Origin of the sequence: Micromonospora sp. NPDC048909 (assembly GCF_040649635.1) — a bacterium.
In the GTDB taxonomy this organism is placed as follows: domain Bacteria; phylum Actinomycetota; class Actinomycetes; order Mycobacteriales; family Micromonosporaceae; genus Micromonospora.
Map to the genome: position 1 here is coordinate 309578 of NZ_JBEZFU010000005.1, position 21408 is coordinate 330985.

Here is a 21408-nt window from a genome sequence, read left to right on the forward strand (position 1 = left end):
GCGCACGATCGGTTGAACTCCCGAGAAGGTGGACCAAGCCATGAACCACCCGCAGAACGAAGGGCTGAGCCGGCGCCGCATCCTGGGCGGTGCGGCCGGCCTGGCCGCTGGAGCCGCGGCCGTGGCGGCGGGACTGCCGGCCGGCGGCGCGTCCGCCGCGCCCGCGCAGCACGCCCCCGACCTCGCCCGCTGGCGTCGGCAGGCGGCGCACGTGACGATCACCCGCGATGACTGGGGGATCCCGCACGTGGTGGGCAAGACCGACGCCGACGCGGTGTTCGGCATGATGTACGCCCAGGCCGAGGACGACTTCAACCGGATCGAACGCAACTATCTGGTCAGCCTCGGCCGCCTCGCCGAGGCCGAGGGTGAGACCGCGATCTGGCAGGACCTGCGCCAGCGGCTGTTCGTCGACCCCGAGGTGCTGAAGCGCGACTACGCGAAGTGCCCGGCCTGGTTGCGCAAGCTGATGCAGGCCTGGGCCGACGGGTTGAACTACTACCTGGCGACCCACCCGGAGGTGCGGCCCCGCGTGATCACCCGGTTCGAGCCGTGGATGCCGCTGAGCTTCTCCGAGGGCAGCATCGGCGGCGACATCGAGCGGGTGCCGCTCACCCAGCTCGAAGCCTTCTACACCGAGCGTCCGGTGGAGATGACCGACGAGGAGCGCGGTCTGCTGTTCCGCGAGCCCAAGGGCTCGAACGGCATGGCGATCGCGCCGAGTCACACCCGGGACGGCCACGCGCTGCTGCTGATCAACCCGCACACCAGCTTCTTCTTCCGCTCGGAGCAGCACGTCACCAGCCGCGAAGGGCTGAACGCCTATGGCGCGGCAACCTGGGGGCAGTTCTTCATCTACCAGGGCTTCAACGCGCACACGGGCTGGATGCACACGTCGAGCGGCGTCGACAACGTCGACGAGTTCGCCGAGACCGTCGTGACCGGGGCCGGGGGTCGCCGCTACTACCGCTACGGCACCGGACTGCGGCCGGTGTCGACGAAGACGATCACCCTGTCCTATCGCACCGCGGACGGCGCACGGGCGCGGCGCAGCTTCACCACCTTCGCCACCCACCACGGCCCGATCGTGCGCGAGGCCGACGGCAAGTGGATCGCGTTCGCGTTGATGAACAAGCCCCTCGAGGCGCTGCAGCAGAGCTTCCTGCGCACCAAGACCCGGGACTACGCGGACTACCTCCAGGTAGCGGGCCTCAAGGCCAACAGCTCCAACAACACCCTCTTCGCGGATTCCAAGGGCGAGATCGCCTTCCTGATGCCGCAGTTCATGCCCGTCCGGAATGATCGCTTCGACTATCGCAAGCCCGTCGACGGCAGCGACCCGGCGACCGACTGGCGCGGGCTGCACACCCTTCGGAGCCTTCCGCAGGCGGTGAACCCGAAGACCGGTTGGGCCTTCAACACGAACAACTGGCCGTGGACCGCGGCCGGGCCGTACAGCCCCAAGGCCGCCGACTACCCCCGCTACTTCGACCAGGCCGGCGAGAACCCGCGCGGACCGCAGGCCATCCGGGTGCTGACGGCGCGGCGCGACTTCACCCCGCAGACGCTGATCGAAGCCGCCTTCGACACCTACCTCACCGCCTTCGCCCGGCTCGTGCCGGGGCTGGTCGCGGCGTGGGACAAGCTGCCCGAGGGCGACCAGCAGAAGGCGGCGCTCGCCGAGCCGATCGAGCTCCTGCGCGGTTGGGACTTCCGCTGGAGCGCGGAGTCGACCGCGACGTCCCTGGCGGTGTTCTGGGGCGAGGCGCTCTGGGCGCCCCTGGCCCAGACGGCGCGAGACGCCGGCATGTCGATGTGGGACTACCTGGCCGAGCGTGCCACCGATGCGCAGCGACTCACCGCGCTCGAAGCAGCGGCGGACCGGCTGACCCAGGACTTCGGCAGCTGGCAGGTGCCCTGGGGCGAGATCAACCGCTTCCAGCGCAACGACGGCGCGATCACGCAGACCTTCGACGACGCCAAGCCCAGCCTTCCGGTGCCCTTCACCTCCGCGCAGTGGGGTTCGCTCGCCTCGTTCGGAGCGAGGCGCTACCCGGGTACGAAGCGCTACTACGGCACCAGCGGCAACAGCTTCGTGGCGGTGGTGGAATTCGGGCCCAGGCTGCGCGCCTGGGCGGTGACGGCGGGTGGCGCGAGTGGGCATCCGGGCTCGCCGCACTTCAACGACCAGGCCGAACGGTACGCGAGCGGCGAGCTCCGGCCCGTCTACTTCTATCCCGAGGATCTGAAGGGCCACGTCGAGCGGAGCTACCGGCCTGGCGTGTCCGTTCCCCGGCAGGCCCCGGCGGGGGACGGCAGCTAGTCGCCGACCGGGAGCCCGTCGGCGACCAGTGGTAGGACGTTGCGTCGACGTCGAGGCGGGTCAGGCCGGCCAGCCGGTCGTGCCGCCTCGGCGTCGACGGTCGCGGGCCCCGCCCCGGCCGTGCGTCAACAACCGTCGTCGCAACGGGAGATCAGGCGGCGGGTGGGATCACGGCCTGGATGAGATGCGGGCCCGGTTCGGCGAGGGCCGCGCTGAACTGCTCCGCGAGCTCTTCGGCGGTCGTGGCGCGGGTGGCGGACACGCCGAACGACTCCGCCAGCCGGACGAAGTCGACCGCCGGATCGGCCAGGTCGAACAGCGGATTGGTGTCCGGGCCACCGGCGCTGGGCCGGCGGCTGAAGTGCGCCCACTCCTGGCGCAGGACGGCGTACGCGTGGTTGTCGAGGATAACCGTGGTGATGTTCAACTGCTCGCGTGCCTGGGTCCAGAGTGCGGTGACCGTGTACATGGCACATCCGTCGGCCTCGAGTGCCACCACCGGCCGGTCGGGCGCGGCGACGGCGGCGCCGACGGCCAGGGGCAGGCCGTCACCCATCGCACCGCCGGTCTGCATGAGCACGTCGTGCCGGGGTGCGCCCGCGGTGGCGGCCGCCAACGCGGTCCCGGAGCTGACCGTCTCGTCGATGACGATCGCCCGTTCGGGGAGCAGCGCCGCGACGACGTCGACCCAGTTCTGCAGGGTGAGGGGGCCACTGGGCAGCGCCGGTCGCCGCGGCTCGGCGACGTCGGGCGCCGCGCCGGGGGCCACCAGGTCGGCGAGCTGGCCGAGCGCGGCGACGGCATCCTGGCCGACCTCGGCGAGGACGTGCGCCTCGGCGCCCTCCGGGACGAGACAGCTCGGCTGGTCGGGGTAGGCGAAGAACGCGACGGGGACCTTGGCGCCCGCGACGATCACGTGGCGTACCCCGGCCAACTGTTCCAGCACCTGCTCCGGGTAGAAACCCAGCCGGGGGAACGTGGGCAGGCCCGCCCCGTGCTCGACCCGGTTGGAATAGAGCTCCTGGAACACCCGGACGCCGGTGGCGGTGGCAATGCGGCTCGCCGCGCACAGGCCCGCCTCGCGGAGCGCCGGCCCTCCGATGACCAGCGCGGTCGCCTCGCCACCGCGGATGACCTGCGCTACCTGGGCGATCACCTCCTGGGCGACCGCCGGCGTCGGCCTGGGGGCCACCGGTGTGCCGACCACTCCGCCGTCGGCCCACGCGACGTCCGCCGGCATGATCACGGTCGCGATCTGCCCGGGTGGCGCGACGGCGTCGGCCAGCGTCGCGGCGGCGTCGGTCCCGGCGCCGGCGGCGTTCTCGGGACGGCGCACGGGACCGCGCAGCCAGCCGCCGAGGGCGGCGATGTCGGAGGTCAGCGGCGAGTCGAACACATTGTGGTAGGTCGGATTGTCGCCGACGATGCTCACCACCGGCGAGTTCGCGCGCCGGCTGTTGTGCAGGTTGGTCAGGCCGTACGCGAACCCCGGACCGAGGTGCAGCAGGGTCGCGGCGGGTTTTCCGGCGATGCGGGCGTACCCGTCGGCGGCGCCGGTGACCACGCCCTCGAAGAGGGCGAGCACCCCCCGCAGCCGCGGCACCGAGTCCAGCGCCCCGACCAGGTGCAGCTCGGTGGTGCCGGGATTGGTGAAGAGGACCTCCACCCCGCCGTCCGCCAACGTCCGCAGCAGTGCTTCAGCCCCGTTCACGGCATCGCCCTTCGTTCGGACCACTGGCCGCCAGCATAGGGGGGCAAATACTGCCAAAAGGCGCATTCGACCGGCGCCGGTCAGCGGACCGGCGCCGGTCGAAGGCGCGGGGCTTCGGGCGCGAGCGATCAGCGGCGCCGCAGTGCCGGGTCGAGCAGGGCGGGCGGAGTGTCGAACTTCTCGTGTGCGGCGAGGTCGGTGCCGGGAGCGACGATCGCGTCGATCGCGTCGAGCACGTCGGCGGAGAGCACGGTGTCCGCGGCGGCGAGCTGTGCGTGCAGGTGATCCAGGGTGCGGGGGCCGATGATCGCGCTGGTCACCGCGGGGTGGGCGGTGACGAAGCCCAGGGCGAGCTGGATCATCGTCAGGCCGGCCTCGTCGGCCACCTTGGCCAACTGCTCGACCGCGTCGAGCCGGGCCCGGTTGGCGGGGATGGCGGTGTCGAAGCGCTGCGGCATGAATGTCGAGCGGTTGGTGGTGACGTCCCGGCCCGCACGGATCGCGCCCGAAAGCCAGCCCGAGGCCAGCGGGCTCCAGGCCAGCACACCGAGACCGTACTGCTCCGTCACGGGCAGGACGTGGGCCTCGATGCCGCGCTGCAGGATCGAGTAGCTGGGTTGTTCGGTGACGTAGCGGCTCAGGTGGTTGTCCCGGGCGGCCCACTGGGCCTGGACGATGCGGTAGGCGGGGAAGGTCGAGGAGCCGAAGTATCGGATCTTCCCGGCGCGCTGGAGGTCGGTCAGCGCCGACAGCGTCTCCTCGTCGCTGGTACGCGGGTCCCACCGGTGGATCTGGTAGAGATCGACGTGGTCGACACCGAGGCGGCGCAGGCTGTTGTCCAACTCGGTGACCAGCCAGCGGCGTGAGCTGCCCTGGTGGTTAAGCTTGTCGCCCATCGGCATGCTCGCCTTCGTGGCCAGCACGATGTCGTCGCGGCGCCCGGCGATGGCCCTGCCGACCATCTCCTCCGACTCGCCCTGGCTGTACATGTCGGCGGTGTCGATGAGGTTGATGCCGCCCGCCAGGGCCGCGTCGACGATGGCGGTGGCCTCGTCCTGGGTGGTGCGTCCGATGGCGCCGAAGTTCATCGCGCCGAGCACGAGCGAACTGACCTGCACGCCGGTGCGACCCAAGGTGCGGTACTGCATGAGGTGTTCCCTTCCCTGTCGCTGAGGGGTGGTGGTGACACGTGGCTTGGTCGCCGGCCCCCTGGTCTGGCATCATGAGCCAAACGGAACATTGCTCCGTTAACGATACGGAACAGTGTTCCGTTTGCCAAGCCGAGTGGCGGAGGGAACAGAGCGGTGACCGACGACGGGGGTTCCGAACGCGCACCTCAGCGCAGGAGGGCAGACGCGGTACGCAACGAGAAGACCCTGCTCGACGCGGCCGCCGCGGTCTTCGTCACCGCCGGCGTGGAAGCGCCGGTACGGGACATCGCGGCCAAAGCGGGCGTCGGTACCGGCACCATCTACCGACACTTCCCCACCCGGGCCGATCTGATCATCGCCGTCTACCGGCACCAGGTCGAGGCCTGCGCCGAGGCCGGCCCGGCCCTGCTGGCGAGCAGCCCGACCCCGTACGCCGCCCTGGCCCGATGGATCGATCTCTTCGTCGACTTCCTGGTCACCAAGCGCGGGCTCGCCGGCGTGCTGCGGTCCGACGACGCCGGCTTCGACACCCTGCACGCCTACTTCCTCGACCGCCTCGTGCCCGTCTGCACGCAACTGCTCGACGCCGCCGCCGAGGCCGGCGAGACCCGCCCCGGCATCGCCGCCTACGAACTCATGCGCGGCGTCGGAAACCTCTGCATCGGCGCCGACAACGACCCCCGCTACGACCCACGGCACCTGGTCGAACTGCTCGTCGCAGGACTGCTACGACCCCTGTAGCCGCAGCCCGACCGGCCGCGCCCTCGTCCGCTGCCCCACACCACCTGAGCGACACCGTGACGATCTCGTGATGGTCTTGATAGTTGGTCGGATTTGCTGGGCGGCGGCATGGTACGAGTGCTCGATGAGTCCTGATGGCCGCCGCCGGAGAGGCGTTGACCGGTCGCGGCTCGACCGTGTCGACGAAAAGGCGAAGGCGACCGCTGCTGAGTTTCGCGTTCGAGGTGGCCGGGCGGGACGGTTGCGGCTGAGTCAGCTCGAAGCCGCCCTGGTGATCTCGGTGCAGGCGGGGCTCGCCGCGGCCCTGGCCTGGTCGATCGGGCACGATGTGCTGGGCAATCCCTCGCCGATCTTCGCCCCCTCCGCCGCGGTGGGTACGATCGTCGCCTCACTCGGCCAGCGCGCCCACCGCACGATCGAACTGCTGCTCGGCGTCGGACTCGGTATCGCCACCACCGACTTCCTGCTGGCCTTTCTGGGCACCGGATTCTGGCAGACCGGATTCATCGTCGGATGCGCCATCCTCGCCACGCTTGTGCTGTTCGGGCGCAGCGGGGCGGCCGTCGGCCAGGCCGGCGGTACGGCGGTGCTACTCGCGGCGCTGGCTCCGGCCCAGACGGACCTCGAATGGCCTCGGATTGTCGAGGCGATGGTCGGCGGCGGCGTGGGCCTCGTGGTGGTCGCGTTGCTGGTGCCGCTGAACCCGATGCGCATCCTCGACCGCGACGCAGCTCCGATCTTCCGGTGCCTCGCAGGTCAGCTGAGGGAGGTCTCCGCCGCGCTCACGGACGGCGATCAGCAGCGGGCGGTTCGAGCATTGGACACGCTGCGCGGCATGGGACCCGACCTCGACCGGATGCACCAGGCGCTCAGCGGCGCCGAGGAGGTGGTCAGCCTGGCACCTGCCCGTTGGCTGCGCCGTCAGGATGTCGAACGTTTCGCCCGCGCGACCGTGCACCTGGAACGAGTCATCGAACACAGCCGAGGAGTGGCCCGCCGATCGGCGATGGCGTTGCAGTACCACGAGCCGATCCCTGCCGAGCTGCCCGCCAGCGTCGGACGACTCGCCGATGCGGTCGAGCTGCTGCGCCGTGAGCACCGCGCCGGGCGCCCCACCGAAAAGACCCGCCACGCGGTACGCGACGCTGCCTACCGGGCTGCCCGAGCCCGAGCCCGCGGAGTCGACGAGTTCGGAGACGCGGTGGTGACCCAACTCCGTACTGCCGCGAGCGACCTACTTCGAGCCACCGGTTGCGACCCGACGTCGGCGAACCAGGAGATTCGGAGTGCGACGCAGGGCGGCGAGAATTCCGTTCGAGCGGCAGGCCGTCAGGAGAGCCAGCTGTAGCGCCGCTCCGGACGGCCGGCGGAGCCGTAGCGGAGACCGACCTGTGCCCGGCCGGTGTCGGCGAAGTGTTCCAGGTATCGCCGGGCGCTGACCCGGGAGATGCCCACCACGTTGGCGCACTCGGCGGCGGAGAACGTGCCGGCGTGCCCCTGCAGGGCCCGCTTGACCAGCTCGGCGGTCTCCGCGCTGAGCCCGCGCGGCAGCGCCGAGCTGGCGATGTGCGAGCCGCTGCGGGACAGCACCCGGTCCACGTCGGACTGGTCGCTGACCACCGTGGCGCGCAGCGAGTTGCGCCGCGCGGCGTACTGCTCCAGGCGGGTCCGCAGCTCGTCGAAGCCGAACGGCTTGAGCAGGTAGTTGACCGCGCCGTAGCGAACCGCCTGCCGCACCGCCTCTGCCTCGCGGGCCGCGCTGATCACCAGCACGTCGCAGTCGCGCCGGGCGGCCCGCAGCCGGGTCACCACATCCAGGCCGAACATGTCCGGCAGGTAGAGGTCGAGCAGCACCAGGTCCGGGCGGAGTTCGTCGACGGCCGCGACCGCCTCTTCGCCGGTACTGGCCGTGCCGACCACCTGGAAGCCGTCGATCCGCTCGACGAAGCCACGGTGGATCCGGGCCACCATGAAGTCGTCGTCGACGACCAGTACGTCGATCACCGGCTCGCCTCCAGCGCGCCGGTCACCGACATCCGGGCCGTGAACATCGCACCCTCCTCGGTGTTCGTCACCGCGACCTCACCGCCGCGACGGTGACAGACCAGCCGGGTGAGCGCCAGCCCGATGCCCCGTTCGCCACCCCGCGCCGCCTTGGTGGTGAATCCGTGGGTGAAGACCTCCCGGGCCAGTTGCGGGGCCACCCCGGGACCGGAGTCGCGGACCACGATCTCCACCGAGGAGGCGTCCCGGCGCAACTCGACCTCCACCCAGGCCGGTCCGTCCGCGAGGTCGCCGCCCTCCTGACCGGCATCGGCCGGGCCGCCGAGCGGCGGCGTTCGGCTCTCCCGGCCGCCGGCCACCGCCTCGACGGCGTTGTCGACCAGGTTTCCCAGCACCGTCGCGACGTCCGCGGCGACCGCCGGCTCCAGGCGGTCCAGACCGGTCCGTTCGGAGATCCGCAGCTCCACCCGGCGCTCGGCGGCCAGCGCCGACTTCGCCATCAGCAGGGCCGCCACCGCGGTGTCCTGGATCCGGCTGGTGACGGTGAGGTCGAGGGAGGCGCGGTGCCGGCTCAGCGCGTCGACGTACCGGACGACCTCGTCGTGCTCGCCGATCTGGATCAGCCCGGAGATGGTGTGCAGTTGGTTGGCGAACTCGTGGGTCTGGGCGCGCAGCAGCTCGGTGGTGCTCCGGAACGAGCCGATCTCCTGCTCCAGCCGGGCCAGCTCGGTGCGGTCGCGCAGGGTGGTCACCGAACCCAGCCGGCGGCCGTCCTTGCTGACCGTCATCCGGTTCATCACCAGCACCCGGCCGGCGCGCACCACCACCTCGTCGCGGGCCTCCGGGTCGTTGTCGGCGCCGGCCAGCACGTCGCGCAACCGACCGGAGATCCCCAGCTCGGCGAGGCTCCGGCCGAGGCAGTGCTCGGGCAGGTCGAGCAGTCGCCGGCCCACCGCGTTGACCAGGGTGATCCGCAGCTGCGGGTCGAGTGCGATCACCCCCTCGGCGATGCCGTGCAGCAGCGCCTCCCGGTGCTCGGCCAGGCCGGCGATCTCCCGTGGCTCCAGGCCGAGGGTCTGCCGTTTGATCCGGCGGGCCAGCAGCCAGGACCCCACGAGGCCGAGCACGCTGGCGATGCCGAGGTAGGTGAAGAGGTAGGACGAGGCGCCGACCAGCCGGGCCGACCAGCTCGGCGAGGCTTCGCCGATCATCACCACGCCGAGCTGCTGGCCCAGGTTCCACTCCCGGTCGCCGAGCACCGGCACCTGGGCGACCAGCTCCCGGGAGTCGCCGACGGCCAGCTCGCCGGACCAGCTCCGGCCTCGTGCCACCGCCCCGTCGCCCAGCACCAGCGGGCTGCCGACCAGCGTCGGGTCGGTGGAGCTGACCACCCGGCCGCGGGCGTCGGCCACGGTCACCGAGGTCACCCGGGACTGGGTCAGCACGTTCTGCACCAGCGGCGCGACGAGTTCCGCCGGCGCCGGCGAGTTGAGCTGCTCGCGTAGCAGCGGGCTGCCGGCGAGCTGCTCGCCGAGGGCGGCCACCCGCCGCCCCTCCACCCGGTTGAAGGTCGCTGCGGACTGGGCCAGCGAGACGGCGGCCACCGCCACCAGCACGACCACGATGATCGCGAGCTGGAGCACGAGCAGCTGCCCGGCCAACGTACGGCGAGGCGTGACCGCGACCACAAAGACCTCAATTTCCGCTGCTGACACAAGGCAGACGTGGCGTCTGCCCGGGGGCCATCATCTTGCCGCCGGACTCCTTCGAAACGGAAGAGAAACATGATGGCAACTCGGAGAAACCTGCTGGTGATGGGCGTGGCCGCCGCCACGGCGTTGGCGCTGGCCGCCTGCGGCGCCACCGCGGACAAGAACGGCAGCGGGTCCGGCGGCGACGGTGAGCCGGCCACCGGACTACGGATCATGGTGCCGAACACCCCCGGCGGCGGGTACGACACCACCGCCCGCACCGCGGCCAAGGTGATGGAGGACGCCAAGATCGCCACCGGGGTGCAGGTCTTCAACCTGCCCGGCGCGGGCGGCACCGTCGGCCTCCAGCGAATGGTGAACGAGAAGGGCAACGGCAAGCTCGCCATGCAGATGGGGCTGGGCGTGGTCGGCGCGTCGTACACCTCGAAGTCGTCGGCGACGCTCACCCAGACCACCGCCCTGGCCAAGATGATCGAGGAGGCCGGCGCCATCGTGGTGCCGAAGGACTCCCCGTACCAGAGCATCGGTGACCTGGTCACGGCCTGGAAGGCCAACCCCAAGGCCATCGCGGTCGGCGGCGGCTCCTCCCCCGGCGGCCCGGACCACCTGCTGCCGATGCAGCTGGCAAAGACCGTCGGCATCGACCCTCGCCAGGTCAACTTCATCTCGTACGACGGCGGCGGCGAGCTGCTGCCGGCCGTGCTCGGTGGCAAGGTGGCCTTCGGCGCGAGCGGCTTCGGCGAGTTCCTCGACCAGGTGGAGGCCGGCCAGCTCCGGGTCCTCGCGGTCACCAGCGAGGCGCCGATCGACGCGCTCAAGGACGTGCCGACGCTGAAGTCCGCCGGCATCGACCTGGTCTTCACGAACTGGCGGGGCATCGTCGCCCCGCCCGGCATCAGCGACGCCGACAAGCAGGTCTGGATCGACGCGCTGACCAAGATGCACGAGTCCGACGAGTGGAAGGCCGAGCTGACCAAGCGGGGCTGGACCGACGCCTTCATCACCGGCGAGGCGTTCGCCGCCTTCCTCACCGAGCAGGACAAGTCGGTGGCGGACCTGCTCAAGCAGCTCGGGCTGGCGTGAGCGGCATGACGACCCGACCGGACCGGGGCGGCGACCCGCCGCCCCGGTCAGCCGCCGACACCCCGGCGGTCGTACCTCCGGTACCGGCGCAGCCGCGCGGCCCGGCGGCAGCCCCGGCCACCGACCCGCCGGCTGCGCCCGACGCGGAGTCCGCCGCGGAACCGCCTGCCCGGCCGGACCGCGCCCAGTACGGGGTGTGCGCGTTCCTCGTCCTGGTCGGCGGGCTGGTCATCGTCGACGGGCTCCGGACCGGGCACGCGATCAGCACCGCCGACCCGATCGGCCCGAAGCCGCTGCCGATCCTGCTCGGCGTGCTGCTGCTGATCGTCGCCGCGATCTACGCGGTGGACGTGGCCTGCGGCGGCAGCGGTGAGCCGGAGGCCGGCGAGGACGTCGATCTCACGACCCCGATCGACTGGCGGACTGTGCTGCTGCTCATCGGCGCGTTCCTGGTCAACGCGGTGCTCATCGACCCGCTCGGCTGGGTGATCAGCGGGACGCTGCTCTTCTGGGGCTCGGCGTTCGCGTTGGGCAACCGGCACCACGTGCGCAACCTGCTGATCGCCGTCGCGCTGTCGTTGATCACCTTCTACACGTTCGCCATCGGGCTCGGCGTGACCCTGCCCGCCGGCGTGCTGCAAGGAATCCTGTGATGGACAACCTCGGAAACCTGCTCGACGGGTTCGCCAACGTGGTGACCCCGATGAACCTGCTGATCGCGCTGCTCGGGGTGACCATCGGCACCGCCGTGGGCGTGTTGCCCGGGATCGGCCCGGCGATGACGGTGGCGCTGCTGCTGCCGGTCACCTACGGCATGGAGCCCACCCAGGCGTTCATCATGTTCGCCGGCATCTTCTACGGCGGCATGTACGGCGGTTCCACCACCTCGATCCTGCTGAACACCCCCGGCGAGTCCTCGTCGGTGGTCACCGCCATCGAGGGCAACAAGATGGCGAAGGCGGGTCGCGCCGCGCAGGCGCTGGCCACCGCCGCGATCGGCTCGTTCGTCGCCGGAACCATCGCCACCCTGCTGCTGGTGCTGGTGACCCCGCCGATGGTGCAGTTCGCGATCAGCCTCGGCGCGCCGGACTACCTCGCGCTGATGCTGCTGTCGTTCGTGGCGGTCACCGCGGTGCTCGGCGCCTCCCGGGTACGCGGCTTCGCCTCGCTGCTGCTCGGCCTGGTCATCGGCACCGTCGGGATCGACGCGGTGAGCGGCCAGCAGCGACTCACCCTGGGCATCCCGCAGCTCGCCGACGGCATCGACGTGGTCGTGGTGGCGGTCGGCATCTTCGCCGTCGGCGAGGCGCTCTGGATCGCCGCGCACCTGCGCCGACGCGCCGCCGAGGTGATCCCGGTCGGCCGGCCCTGGATGGGGCGCCAGGACTGGAAAAGGTCCTGGAAGCCGTGGCTGCGCGGCACCGCGTACGGGTTCCCGTTCGGGGCGCTGCCGGCCGGCGGCGCGGAGATCCCGACCTTCCTGTCGTACGCCACGGAGAAGAAGCTGACGAAGCACCCGGAGGAGTTCGGCCGGGGCGCGATCGAGGGCGTCGCCGGCCCGGAGGCGGCGAACAACGCCTCCGCCGCCGGCACGCTGGTGCCGATGCTGGCGATCGGCCTGCCGACGAACGCGACCGCCGCGGTGATGCTGGCCGCCTTCCAGCAGTACGGCATCCAACCCGGCCCGCTGCTCTTCGAGCGGGAGTCCGCCCTGGTCTGGACGCTGATCGCCAGCCTCTTCGTGGGCAACCTGCTGCTGCTGGTGCTGAACCTGCCGCTCGCGCCCGCGTGGGCCCGGCTGCTGCGCATTCCGCGCCCGTACCTCTACGCCGGCATCCTCTTCTTCGCCTCGATGGGGGCGTACGCGGTCAACGCCCAACCGTTCGACCTGTTCCTGCTGCTCACCCTCGGCCTGCTCGGGTTCGGCATGCGGCGCTTCGGGCTGCCGATCCTGCCGCTGATCGTCGGGGTGATCCTCGGTCCCCGTGCCGAGTTGCAGGGCCGGCGCGCGTTGCAGCTCTCCGGCGGCGAGTTGCACGGCCTGATCGGCGGCTGGGTCTCCTGGACCATCTACGCCACCGTTCTGGTGGTGCTGCTCTGGCCGGTGCTCGGCCGCTTCGTCGTGCGAGGAGTTCGGGAAAGGCTGGTGACCGGATGACCGTGCTGGTGGGGTGCGCCGACCCGCGACTGAGCGCGAGCCCGCGCACCGTCCACAGGGAACCACGCTGAGCCGCCTCAACCAGAGAGGGAACGACCATGCTGACTCCCACCGCCGACCTCTACGACCGCTACGGCGACCTGCTCGGCTCGTGCGACACCCAGCTACGCCAGTTCGGCGGCGTCCACGCCTTCGCCGGGCCGGCCGTCACGGTGCGCTGCTTCGAAGACAACGCCCTCGTCAGGTCGATCGTCGCCGAGCCCGGGGCGGGCCGGGTGTTGGTGGTGGATGGCGGCGGGTCGGTGCACACCGCCCTGATGGGCGATCTGATCGCGGCCGCCGCGGCGGACAACGGCTGGGCGGGGGTGGTGATCAACGGAGCGGTCCGCGACGTCGCCGCGCTGGCGGCGCTGCCGATCGGCATCAAGGCGCTCGGCGCCAACCCGCGCAAGAGCGCGAAGAGCGGCGTCGGTGAGCGGGACGTGCCGGTCACGTTCGGAAACTGCGTCTTCTCCCCCGGGTCCGAGGTGCACAGCGACGACGACGGCGTCGTCGTCCTGCCGGTGCACGCGCGGCAGTAGCCGCCGGCCAAGGCCAGCGAGGTCGGTGGAGGGCCGCCGGGATCCCGGCGGCCCTCCACCGGGTCACAGCCCCTGGCTCAGGCGGTAGTAGGCCTGGTTCCACCGCAGCTCCCGCTGGAAGTCCCGAACGGTGGTGCTCTCGTCGATGACGACCAGTTCGGTCTTCGCGATCTCGGCGAAGTCGCGGAACACGTCGAGGCCCACGGCCGTCGTCATCACGGTGTGGTGCGCGGCACCGGCGACGAGCCAACACGCGGTCGAGGTCGCGAAGTCGGGCATGGGACGCCACACGGCCCGGCCGACAGGGAGTCTCGGCAGGTCGGGCGCCTCAACGTTTTCGACGACGTTCGCGACGAGGCGGAAGCGGTCACGGATGTCGCTCATCGCGACGACGAGGGCGGGACCGGGATCCGCCGTGAAGACCAGCCGGACCGGGTCCTCCCTGCCGCCGATGCCCAGTGGGTGGATCTCCAGGCGTGCCTTCGACGTCGTGAGCGACGGCGAGACCTCCAGCATGTGGGCGCCGAGGATGCGCTCCGCGCCGGGCACCAGATCGTAGGTGTAGTCCTCCATGAGGCTCGCGCCGCCGGGAAGACCGGCGCCCATCACGTTGGCGACGCGGACCAGGATCGCGGTCTTCCAGTCCCCTTCCGCGCCGAAGCCGTAGCCGTCGGCCATCAGCCGCTGCACCGCGAGGCCCGGTAGCTGCTTCAGCGCCCCGAGGTCCTCGAAACTCGTGGTGAACGCCCCGAAGCCGCCCTCCTCGAGGAACGAGCGCAGGCCCAGTTCGATCGCGGCGCCGTTGCGCAGCGAAGCGTGCCGTTCGCCGCCGGCGCGCAGCTCGGGAACGACGTCGTACAACTCCTCGTACTCCGCGACGAGGGCGTCGACGTCGACGTCGGCCACCGCGGCCACGGCATCGGCCAACTCGTTGACACCCCACGTGTTGACCTGCACGCCGAACCGCAGCTCGGCCTCCACCTTGTCGCCCTCGGTGACGGCGACGTAGCGCATGTTGTCGCCGAAGCGGGCGAGCTTGAGGCTGCGGACCGCCGCCCATCCGGCGGCCGCGCGCTGCCAGTCCTCGACCTGCCGGACGACCTGCGGGTTGGAGACGTGGCCGACGACCGTCTTGCGCGCGACGCCGAGGCGCGTCTGGATGTATCCGAACTCGCGATCGCCGTGCGCGGCCTGGTTCAGGTTCATGAAGTCGAAGTCGATGTCGGCCCACGGAAGCTCGACGTTCGCCTGCGTGTGCAGGTGCAGCAACGGCTTCTGCAGCGCGTCGAGGCCGCCGATCCACATCTTCGCGGGGCTGAACGTGTGCATCCACGCGATGACACCGATGACGTTCTCGGCGGCGTTGACCTCGAGGGCGAGCCGTCGGATGGCGTCGGGGTTCTTGAGGACGGGCTTCCAGACGACCCGGACCGGCACACCGGCGCCGAGCTCCTCGGCGATTGCCCTGGACTGCTCGGCGACCTGGCGGAGGGTCTCCTCGCCGTACAGGTCCTGGCTGCCGGTCAGGAACCACACCTCGTAGGGATCAAAGGTGGTGGCGAGCGGGCTACGGGTCATGCGTAGATCTCTTCCTGTGCGGGGGCGTCTTGGGCCGGGGGGACGCGGCGGGCGTCGTCGGCCTGTCCGTACACGTTCTGGTACCGGTCGTACAGGCGGTCGATCGCCTCCGGCGGTATCGGGATGAGCGGCCCCGCCTCGCGGGCGAGATGCACCGTGCGCGCGACGTCCTCGACCATGACCGCGGCCTTCACGGCGTCCCTCGGCGTCGCGCCGATGGTGAACGGCCCGTGGTTCTGCATGAGTACGGCCCGCGAGCGGTGGCCGGTGAGGGTCTCGACGATGCCGCGGCCGATCGAGTCGTCACCGATGATCGCGAACGGGCCGACCGGGACCGCCCCGCCGAACTCGTCCGCCATACCGGTGATGACACAGGGGATCTCCTCGCCGCGCGCCGCCCACGCCGTGGCGTAGGTGGAGTGCGTGTGCACGACGCCGCCCACGTCGGGCATGTGGCGGTACACGTAGGCGTGCGCGGCGGTGTCGCTCGAGGGCGCCCGCTCACTGCCGGGGGTGTCCGGGACGACCGTGCCGGCCAGGTCACAGAGGATCATGTTCTCGGGTGCCAGTTCGTCGTAGGAGACCCCGGACGGCTTGATGACGAACAGGTCGGCGCCCGGCACCCGGCCCGACACGTTGCCGGACGTCCAGACGACGAGCCCGTACCGGGTCAGCTCACCGTGCAGGCGCGCCACGTCCACCCGGATGGCATCGATCGCCGACTGCACGTCGTCGCTGAACGACCCACTCATGCCCTGACTCCCTCGACGAGCTCGGGGGCGGTCTCCGCCGCCCGGTTGGCGTTGCGCAGCGCGGCGCGACGAAGGGCGCGCAGTCGTTTCATGCCCCCGTTCGCGCCCCGACCGAAGTAGTCGTGCAGCGTGCGGTACTCGGCGTACAGCTCGTCGTAGACCGCGGCATCCGCCTCGTTGGGGTGGTAGACCGAGCGGTGGACCGCGCCCATCGCGGCGGCGGCGGCCCGGATGTCGGCGTACGCGCCGGCCGCGACCGCCGCGTGGATGGCTGAACCGAGCGCGGGACCCTGCTCGCTCGCGATCACCGAGATCGGCAGCCGCAGCACGTCCGCGTACGTCTGCATCAGCTGCGGGTTCTTCAGCAGCCCGCCGGCGACGATGAACTCCGTCACGGGCACGCCGGCGGCGGCGAACGTCTCGACGATCACGCGGGTGCCGAACGCGGTCGCCTCGAGCAGCGCCCGGTAGCCCTGTTCGGGGCGGGTCGCGAGAGTCTGGCCCACGATCACGCCGGACAGCTCGTGGTCGACGAGCACCGAGCGGTTGCCCGAGTGCCAGTCCAGTGCCACGAGACCGTGGGCTCCGGCGGGCTCGGCGTAGGCCAGCTCCGTCAGGTGCTGGTGGATGCTCCGGCCCGCGGCGGCGGCTTCGTCGTGCAGGCGTCCCGGCACCTGGTGGTGCACGTACCAGGCGAAGATGTCGCCGACCCCGGACTGGCCGGCCTCGTAGCCGTACAGTCCCGCGACGATGCCCCCGTCGACGACACCGCACATGCCCGGGACCTCGGCGAGGCGGTCGTGGCTCATCACGTGGCACGTCGAAGTGCCCATGATCGCGACCAACTGGCCGGGCTCGACGGCCTGCGCTGCCGGCGCGGTGACGTGCGCGTCGACGTTGCCCACCGCTACCGCGATGCCCGCGGGCAGCCCGGTCCACGCCGCCGCTCGGGCGCTCAGGGTGCCCGCGACGTCCCCCAGCTGACCGATCTCGTGGGCGAGCTTGTCGTCGGCGAAGCCCGCGAAGTCGGGATTCAGTGCCGCGAGGAACTCCCGGCTCGGATATTCGCCGTTCTGGTAGATGCCCTTGTAGCCGGCCGTGCAGGCGTTGCGCACGTACCTGTCGGTGAGCTGCCAGACGATCCAGTCGGCCGCTTCGACCCAGTGCTCGGTCCGGGAGTAGACCTCGGGGTCCTCCTCCAGCAACTGGAGTCCCTTCGCGAACTCCCACTCGCTCGAGATCAGGCCGCCGTAGCGCGCCAACCACGGCTCGCGCCGGTCATGCGCGAGGGCGTTGATGCGGTCCGCGTGCGGCTGGGCGGCGTGGTGCTTCCAGAGTTTGACGTAGGCGTGCGGTCGTGCGGCGAACTCGGGCAGGTCACTCAGCGCAGTGCCGTCGGCGAGTGTCGGCACCATCGTGCAGGCGGTGAAGTCCGTGCCGACGCCGATCACCTCGCCCGGGTCGATCCCCGCCGCCGCGACCGCGGCCGGGACCGCGTGCTTGAGGACCTCGACGTAGTCCTGCGGCGCCTGCAGCGCCCAGTCCGGGCCGAGCCGCACCGGTCCGGCGGCGGCCGGTGCGGCGGTGAGGACGTCGTCCATGACGCCGTGCTCGTACTCGTGGACGGCTGAGCCGAGCTCCGCCCCGTCCGAGACGCGGACGACGATCGCCCGGCCGGACAGGGTGCCGTAGTCGACGCCGATCACGTACCGCTCTTGACTACCGTTGTTGTTCACCCGGACACCTCCGTCAACACGCTGGCGAACCTGCACGATCGATACCGTCCCTACTGGCGTCTTCGTGCGGTCAGTGCCCGCTGCAGCAGCACGAAGACCAGCAGGATGCCGCCGGTGATGATGGTTGTGGCCTCGGGCCGGATCCCGCCGTCCCGGGTGATCAGCACGTTCATCAGTCCGAGGACCAGCGCCCCGACCACCGACCCGAGGACGTACCCCGCGCCGCCGGTCAGCAGCGTGCCGCCGATCACGACGGCCGCGATCGCGTCCAGCTCCCAGCCGATGCCCGTGATGTTCTGGGCGATACCCAACCGCGCGGTGTAGACGACCGCGGCCAGACCGGCGAAGGTGCCGCTGATCGCGTACGCCCAGAGCTTGGTGCGCACCACGGGCAGGCCCATGAGGGTGGCGGACTGCTCGGAGCCGCCGATGGCGTACACGGTGCGACCGGTCCGGGTCCGGTGGAGCACGAAGAAGCCGACGAGGACGACGAGAACGGCGATCAGCACGCCGGGCGTGAGGACCAGGTCGTTGACCCGCTCACCGTCGATGATCTTGAACTTGGTGGCCAGCGATCTGATGGACGAGTCGTCGGCGAGCCGTTCGGGTGTGGTGCTCAGCGTCGAGGCCAGCCCGCGGGCGAGGAACATCATCGCCAGGGTCGCGATGAAGGGCTGCACGTTGAAGTACTGGATCAGGACGCCGGACGCGACGCCGAAGAGCGTGCCGAACCCGATCATCAGCAGCATCACCAACCACGGGTTCCACCCGGCGTTGGCCAGCAGCAGCCCGGCGACGCTGGAGAACGCGATCACGGCGCCGACGGACAGGTCGATTCCGCCGGTCAGGATCACGAACGTCATCCCCACCGCGATGATCACGAGGTGGGCGTTGTTGATGAGCAGGTTCGACAGGGTGTTGTACTGCGTGATGCGGCCGTAGGCGAGTTCGCCGTAGACGATCATCGCAATGAAGATCACGACGGCCGCGAGGGTCGGCAGGGCGGCGAGGTTCGTCCGCCAGGTCCGTACCGCGGCATCCCGCAACCGGGGGATCGGTGATTTCGACGGTGTCCCGGACGGGCCGCCGGGAAGAGCGGTGATGGTCATGCGTTCACGCTCGCTCTCGGCGCCTCGGCGCCTGGTACGCGGGCATCCGGTACGCGTCGCTGTCTGAACAGGCCGCGTACCCGCTCCGACTGAAGCAGGCACAGGACGATGATGACGGCGGCCTTGAAGGCCGGGGTCGCGGACGAGGAGACGCCGAGGAACACGATCGTCTTGTCCAGCGTCGCGATCAGCAGGGCACCGACGACCGCGCCGCCGAGGGAGAATTTCCCACCGGCGAGAGAGGTGCCGCCGATCACCACGGCGAGGATCGCGTCCAGCTCGAGCTGGTATCCGGTCCGGGAGACGTCGACGGTCATGACGCTCGCGGTCGCGAAGACGCCGGCGATGCCGGCCAGCACGGCACTGAGCGTGTAGACCGTGATGAGCAGGCCGCGGGGTTTGATCCCCGCCATCCGGCTGGCCTTGGGATTGATACCGACGGCCTCGATCATCAGACCCAGCGCGCTGCGACGGACGACGAGCGCGACGATCACCACCACCACGACGGCGAGCAGCACCACGACCGGCAGCCCGATCACGTATCCGTTCGCGATCCACCGGAACGGCTCGTTGGCGGCGGCGGTGTTCTGCCCGGACGTGATCACCTTCGCCAGCCCGCGGCCGGCGAGCATCATGACCAGCGTGGAGATGAACGGCTGAAGCCCGACGACCGAGACCAGCAGGCCGTTGACGACGCCCAGCAGCGCGCTGACCGCCAGGGCCAGCCCCAACGCGCCGAGCGCGATCCCGCCGGAGGCGCCGTCACCGCTCGCCTTGATGAACTCCATGGAGACCGCGCCGGCGACGACCATGAGGGAGCCGACCGACAGGTCGATCCCGCCGGTCGCCACGACCAGCGACATGCCGACCGCGATCATCAGGATCGGCGCCGACGCCCGGAGGATGTCGACGAGGTTGCCCACCAGGTTGCCGTTCAACGAATTGACCGACACCGCGAGGAAAGCCGGGTCCTTGACCACGTTCACCAGCAGGAGCAGGACGATCGCGATGATGCCCCAGAAGTACTGCCGGCGGATCAGGCCACGCACCGCCACGCCGGTCCGCCGCTCTGTCGTACTCACGCGGTGCCGTCCTTTTCGTCGGGATCAATGATGGCGCTGTCGAGCGCGGCTTCCTCGCCGTGTGCGGCGATGATCGCGACGACCTCCTCGGCCGTGACGTCAGGCCCGTTGACGATTTCGCCGATCTTGCGGTGGTCCTTCAGGACGACGATGCGCTCACTGAGCCGCACCACCTCCTCGAGTTCCGAGGAGATGAACACGACGGCGACGCCGCGTCCGGCGAGTTCGGCGACGCTCTCCTGGACCTCCGCCTTGGCGCCCACATCGATCCCCCGGGTCGGCTCGTCGAGGATCAGCAGTTGCGGGTCGGTGGCGAGCCAACGGCCGAGCAGCACCTTCTGTTGGTTGCCCCCGGAGAGGTTCTTGATCGGCAGCTCCGGATCGGCGGGGCGCACGTTCAGCGCGGCCATGTACCTGCCGACGATGGCGTCCTGCTCGCGGCGCGACAGCGGCCGCGCCCAGCCCCGCTTGGCCTGAACGGCCAGGACGAGGTTCTCGCGGACCGTGAGATCGCCGACGATGCCCTCCTCGCGGCGGTCTTCGGTGGAGTAGGCGATGCGGTGTCCGAGTCCGTCGACCGGGTTGTGCAGCGCCGACCGCTCCCCCTCGATCTCCACCTCGCCGCTGTCCGCGCGGTCAGCCCCGTAGAGCAGGCGGGCGAGTTCGGTGCGACCCGAGCCGAGCAGCCCCGCGAAGCCGACGATCTCACCACGATGGAGGTCCAGGTCGGTCGGCTCGATCGAACCCGTCCGGCCGATCCCGGTCGCCTTCACGAGGGGGACGACGGTACGGTCGCGATCTTCGGTCTCCCGGTTGGATCCCAGCGACTTCAGCGCGTCGAGGTCCTTGCCGATCATCTTCGAGATGAGCGCGGCGCGGCCCAGCTCGCGGGTGACGTACTCTCCCTCGTACCGTCCGTTCCGTAGCACGGTGAGGCGGTCGCTGATCGCGTACACCTGGTCGAGGAAGTGCGACACGAAGAGGATCGCCACGCCCTGGTCACGTAACCGGCGCATCACCCGGAACAGTCCGTCGACCTCGTTCGCGTCGAGGCTCGACGTGGGCTCGTCGAGGACGAGCACCTTGGAGTCCGTGACCATCGCCCGGCTGATCGCCACCAACTGCTGCAGGGCCAGCGAGATGCTGGCCAGCGGACGACGCGGGTCGAGATGCCCGAGCCCCAGCTTGGCGAGCGCCTCGGTGGCCGCCCTGTTGGTGGCCCGCCAGTTCACCCCGAACCGTCCGCGAACCTCGTGTCCGAGCATGACGTTCTCACCGATCGTCAGGTTCGCACAGAGGTTCACCTCCTGATAGACGGTGGAGATGCCGGCCGCCTGGGCCTCGGCGGTGCCGTGCAGGTTCCGCTGCTGGCCCGCGATCAGGATGGATCCGGAGTCGATCCGATAGACCCCCGTCAGCGCCTTGATGAGGGTGGACTTGCCGGCTCCGTTCTCGCCCATCAGGGCGTGGACCTCACCCGGGAGGAGTCGGAAGTCGACGTTGTCGAGCGCCTTCACGCCGGGGAACGCGATGGAGATTCCGCGCATCTCGACAATCGGCAGTGATCCTGTCATTCCCTTACCTCGCAACCGCCGCCTGCAACCACCACGACCGACTCTCAGTAGTGGGGGTGCTGGAGCCTTCCCTGCGGAAGGCGCCAGCACCGCCGATCCGTGTCCGACCGGGC

General features: G+C 70.6%; 17 protein-coding genes. 7 read left to right on the forward strand and 10 right to left on the reverse strand.

All coding sequences use genetic code 11. The features are described from left to right. The first annotated feature begins 40 nt into the window (after positions 1 to 40). Entirely contained in the window at positions 41 to 2323 is a 2283-nt protein-coding gene (locus AB0C04_RS16420; RefSeq protein ID WP_357054554.1) for a penicillin acylase family protein, read from the forward strand. Between the two features lie 151 nt (positions 2324 to 2474). Here the strand turns inward: AB0C04_RS16420 and AB0C04_RS16425 are convergent, their stop codons facing one another. Together AB0C04_RS16425 and AB0C04_RS16430 are read right to left on the reverse strand one after the other, a co-directional pair. Continuing rightward, a complete protein-coding gene (locus AB0C04_RS16425) occupies positions 2475 to 4034 on the reverse strand; it encodes an acetolactate synthase large subunit (protein WP_357054557.1) in 1560 nt (519 codons plus the stop codon). 128 nt (positions 4035 to 4162) lie between these two features. After that, complete coding sequence (locus AB0C04_RS16430) at positions 4163 to 5182, reverse strand: aldo/keto reductase (protein ID WP_357054560.1); 1020 nt, start codon at positions 5180 to 5182, stop codon at positions 4163 to 4165. A gap of 156 nt (positions 5183 to 5338) precedes the next feature. On the opposite strand from AB0C04_RS16430, the gene AB0C04_RS16435 reads away from it, so the two are divergent. Together AB0C04_RS16435 and AB0C04_RS16440 are read left to right on the forward strand one after the other, a co-directional pair. Beyond that, the gene (locus AB0C04_RS16435) at positions 5339 to 5926 is read left to right on the forward strand and encodes a TetR/AcrR family transcriptional regulator (protein WP_357054562.1); all 588 of its coding nucleotides are present in this window, start codon (positions 5339 to 5341) and stop codon (positions 5924 to 5926) included. Between the two features lie 124 nt (positions 5927 to 6050). Beyond that, entirely contained in the window at positions 6051 to 7274 is a 1224-nt protein-coding gene (locus tag AB0C04_RS16440; protein ID WP_357054565.1) for an FUSC family protein, read from the forward strand. Here AB0C04_RS16440 and AB0C04_RS16445 read toward each other — a convergent pair. Then, positions 7256 to 7930 carry a response regulator gene (locus tag AB0C04_RS16445; RefSeq protein WP_357054568.1) on the reverse strand — a complete coding sequence of 225 codons (675 nt, stop codon included), beginning with the start codon at positions 7928 to 7930 and terminating at the stop codon, positions 7256 to 7258. The two genes, AB0C04_RS16440 and AB0C04_RS16445, sit on opposite strands and share 19 nt — an antisense overlap. After that, the gene (locus AB0C04_RS16450; protein ID WP_357054571.1) at positions 7927 to 9573 is read right to left on the reverse strand and encodes an ATP-binding protein; all 1647 of its coding nucleotides are present in this window, start codon (positions 9571 to 9573) and stop codon (positions 7927 to 7929) included. Before AB0C04_RS16450 ends, AB0C04_RS16445 begins: the two co-directional genes overlap by 4 nt. A 144-nt stretch (positions 9574 to 9717) precedes the next feature. Here AB0C04_RS16450 and AB0C04_RS16455 point away from each other — a divergent pair, with 144 nt between their 5' ends. From AB0C04_RS16455 to rraA, 4 genes are all read left to right on the forward strand, one after another. Next, on the forward strand, positions 9718 to 10725 hold the full coding sequence (locus tag AB0C04_RS16455; RefSeq protein WP_357054574.1) for a tripartite tricarboxylate transporter substrate binding protein: 1008 nt from the start codon (positions 9718 to 9720) through the stop codon (positions 10723 to 10725). A gap of 5 nt (positions 10726 to 10730) precedes the next feature. Next, positions 10731 to 11378, forward strand: coding sequence for a tripartite tricarboxylate transporter TctB family protein (locus AB0C04_RS16460; protein ID WP_357054577.1), 648 nt, complete (start codon positions 10731 to 10733; stop codon positions 11376 to 11378). Further along, positions 11378 to 12883 (forward strand): tripartite tricarboxylate transporter permease, encoded by a 1506-nt coding sequence (locus tag AB0C04_RS16465; protein WP_357054580.1) that lies wholly within the window; start codon positions 11378 to 11380, stop codon positions 12881 to 12883. Before AB0C04_RS16460 ends, AB0C04_RS16465 begins: the two co-directional genes overlap by 1 nt. Before the next feature lie 98 nt (positions 12884 to 12981). Continuing rightward, complete coding sequence (gene rraA / locus AB0C04_RS16470; protein ID WP_357054583.1) at positions 12982 to 13464, forward strand: ribonuclease E activity regulator RraA; 483 nt, start codon at positions 12982 to 12984, stop codon at positions 13462 to 13464. A gap of 63 nt (positions 13465 to 13527) precedes the next feature. Here the strand turns inward: rraA and araA are convergent, their stop codons facing one another. Genes araA through AB0C04_RS16500 form a run of 6 tightly spaced genes read right to left on the reverse strand, consistent with a single transcriptional unit; the run spans position 13528 to position 21385 of the window. Next, positions 13528 to 15042: an L-arabinose isomerase gene (gene araA, locus AB0C04_RS16475; protein WP_357054586.1), complete on the reverse strand. Its 1515-nt coding sequence runs from the start codon at positions 15040 to 15042 to the stop codon at positions 13528 to 13530. Beyond that, positions 15039 to 15794, reverse strand: coding sequence for an L-ribulose-5-phosphate 4-epimerase (locus AB0C04_RS16480; protein ID WP_357054589.1), 756 nt, complete (start codon positions 15792 to 15794; stop codon positions 15039 to 15041). The genes araA and AB0C04_RS16480 overlap by 4 nt, the downstream gene beginning before the upstream one ends. After that, entirely contained in the window at positions 15791 to 17530 is a 1740-nt protein-coding gene (gene araB, locus AB0C04_RS16485) for a ribulokinase (protein ID WP_357054592.1), read from the reverse strand. The genes AB0C04_RS16480 and araB overlap by 4 nt, the downstream gene beginning before the upstream one ends. A gap of 50 nt (positions 17531 to 17580) precedes the next feature. Beyond that, a complete protein-coding gene (locus AB0C04_RS16490; RefSeq protein WP_357054595.1) occupies positions 17581 to 18639 on the reverse strand; it encodes a sugar ABC transporter permease YjfF in 1059 nt (352 codons plus the stop codon). Next, the gene (locus AB0C04_RS16495; RefSeq protein ID WP_357054598.1) at positions 18636 to 19721 is read right to left on the reverse strand and encodes an ABC transporter permease; all 1086 of its coding nucleotides are present in this window, start codon (positions 19719 to 19721) and stop codon (positions 18636 to 18638) included. Before AB0C04_RS16495 ends, AB0C04_RS16490 begins: the two co-directional genes overlap by 4 nt. Continuing rightward, positions 19718 to 21385 (reverse strand): sugar ABC transporter ATP-binding protein, encoded by a 1668-nt coding sequence (locus tag AB0C04_RS16500; protein WP_357054601.1) that lies wholly within the window; start codon positions 21383 to 21385, stop codon positions 19718 to 19720. The genes AB0C04_RS16495 and AB0C04_RS16500 overlap by 4 nt, the downstream gene beginning before the upstream one ends. Between the last annotated feature and the right edge of the window lie 23 nt (positions 21386 to 21408).

What these genes read in the sequence shown, in the direction of transcription:
- rraA (WP_357054583.1), top strand. Translation starts at nt 12,982, where the DNA reads ATGCTGACTCCCACCGCCGACCTCTACGACCGCTACGGCGACCTGCTC.
- araA (WP_357054586.1), bottom strand. Translation starts at nt 15,042, where the DNA reads ATGACCCGTAGCCCGCTCGCCACCACCTTTGATCCCTACGAGGTGTGG.
- AB0C04_RS16455 (WP_357054574.1), top strand. Translation starts at nt 9,718, where the DNA reads ATGGCAACTCGGAGAAACCTGCTGGTGATGGGCGTGGCCGCCGCCACG.
- AB0C04_RS16465 (WP_357054580.1), top strand. Translation starts at nt 11,378, where the DNA reads ATGGACAACCTCGGAAACCTGCTCGACGGGTTCGCCAACGTGGTGACC.
- AB0C04_RS16480 (WP_357054589.1), bottom strand. Translation starts at nt 15,794, where the DNA reads ATGAGTGGGTCGTTCAGCGACGACGTGCAGTCGGCGATCGATGCCATC.
- AB0C04_RS16490 (WP_357054595.1), bottom strand. Translation starts at nt 18,639, where the DNA reads ATGACCATCACCGCTCTTCCCGGCGGCCCGTCCGGGACACCGTCGAAA.
- AB0C04_RS16460 (WP_357054577.1), top strand. Translation starts at nt 10,731, where the DNA reads ATGACGACCCGACCGGACCGGGGCGGCGACCCGCCGCCCCGGTCAGCC.
- AB0C04_RS16440 (WP_357054565.1), top strand. Translation starts at nt 6,051, where the DNA reads ATGAGTCCTGATGGCCGCCGCCGGAGAGGCGTTGACCGGTCGCGGCTC.
- AB0C04_RS16420 (WP_357054554.1), top strand. Translation starts at nt 41, where the DNA reads ATGAACCACCCGCAGAACGAAGGGCTGAGCCGGCGCCGCATCCTGGGC.
- AB0C04_RS16430 (WP_357054560.1), bottom strand. Translation starts at nt 5,182, where the DNA reads ATGCAGTACCGCACCTTGGGTCGCACCGGCGTGCAGGTCAGTTCGCTC.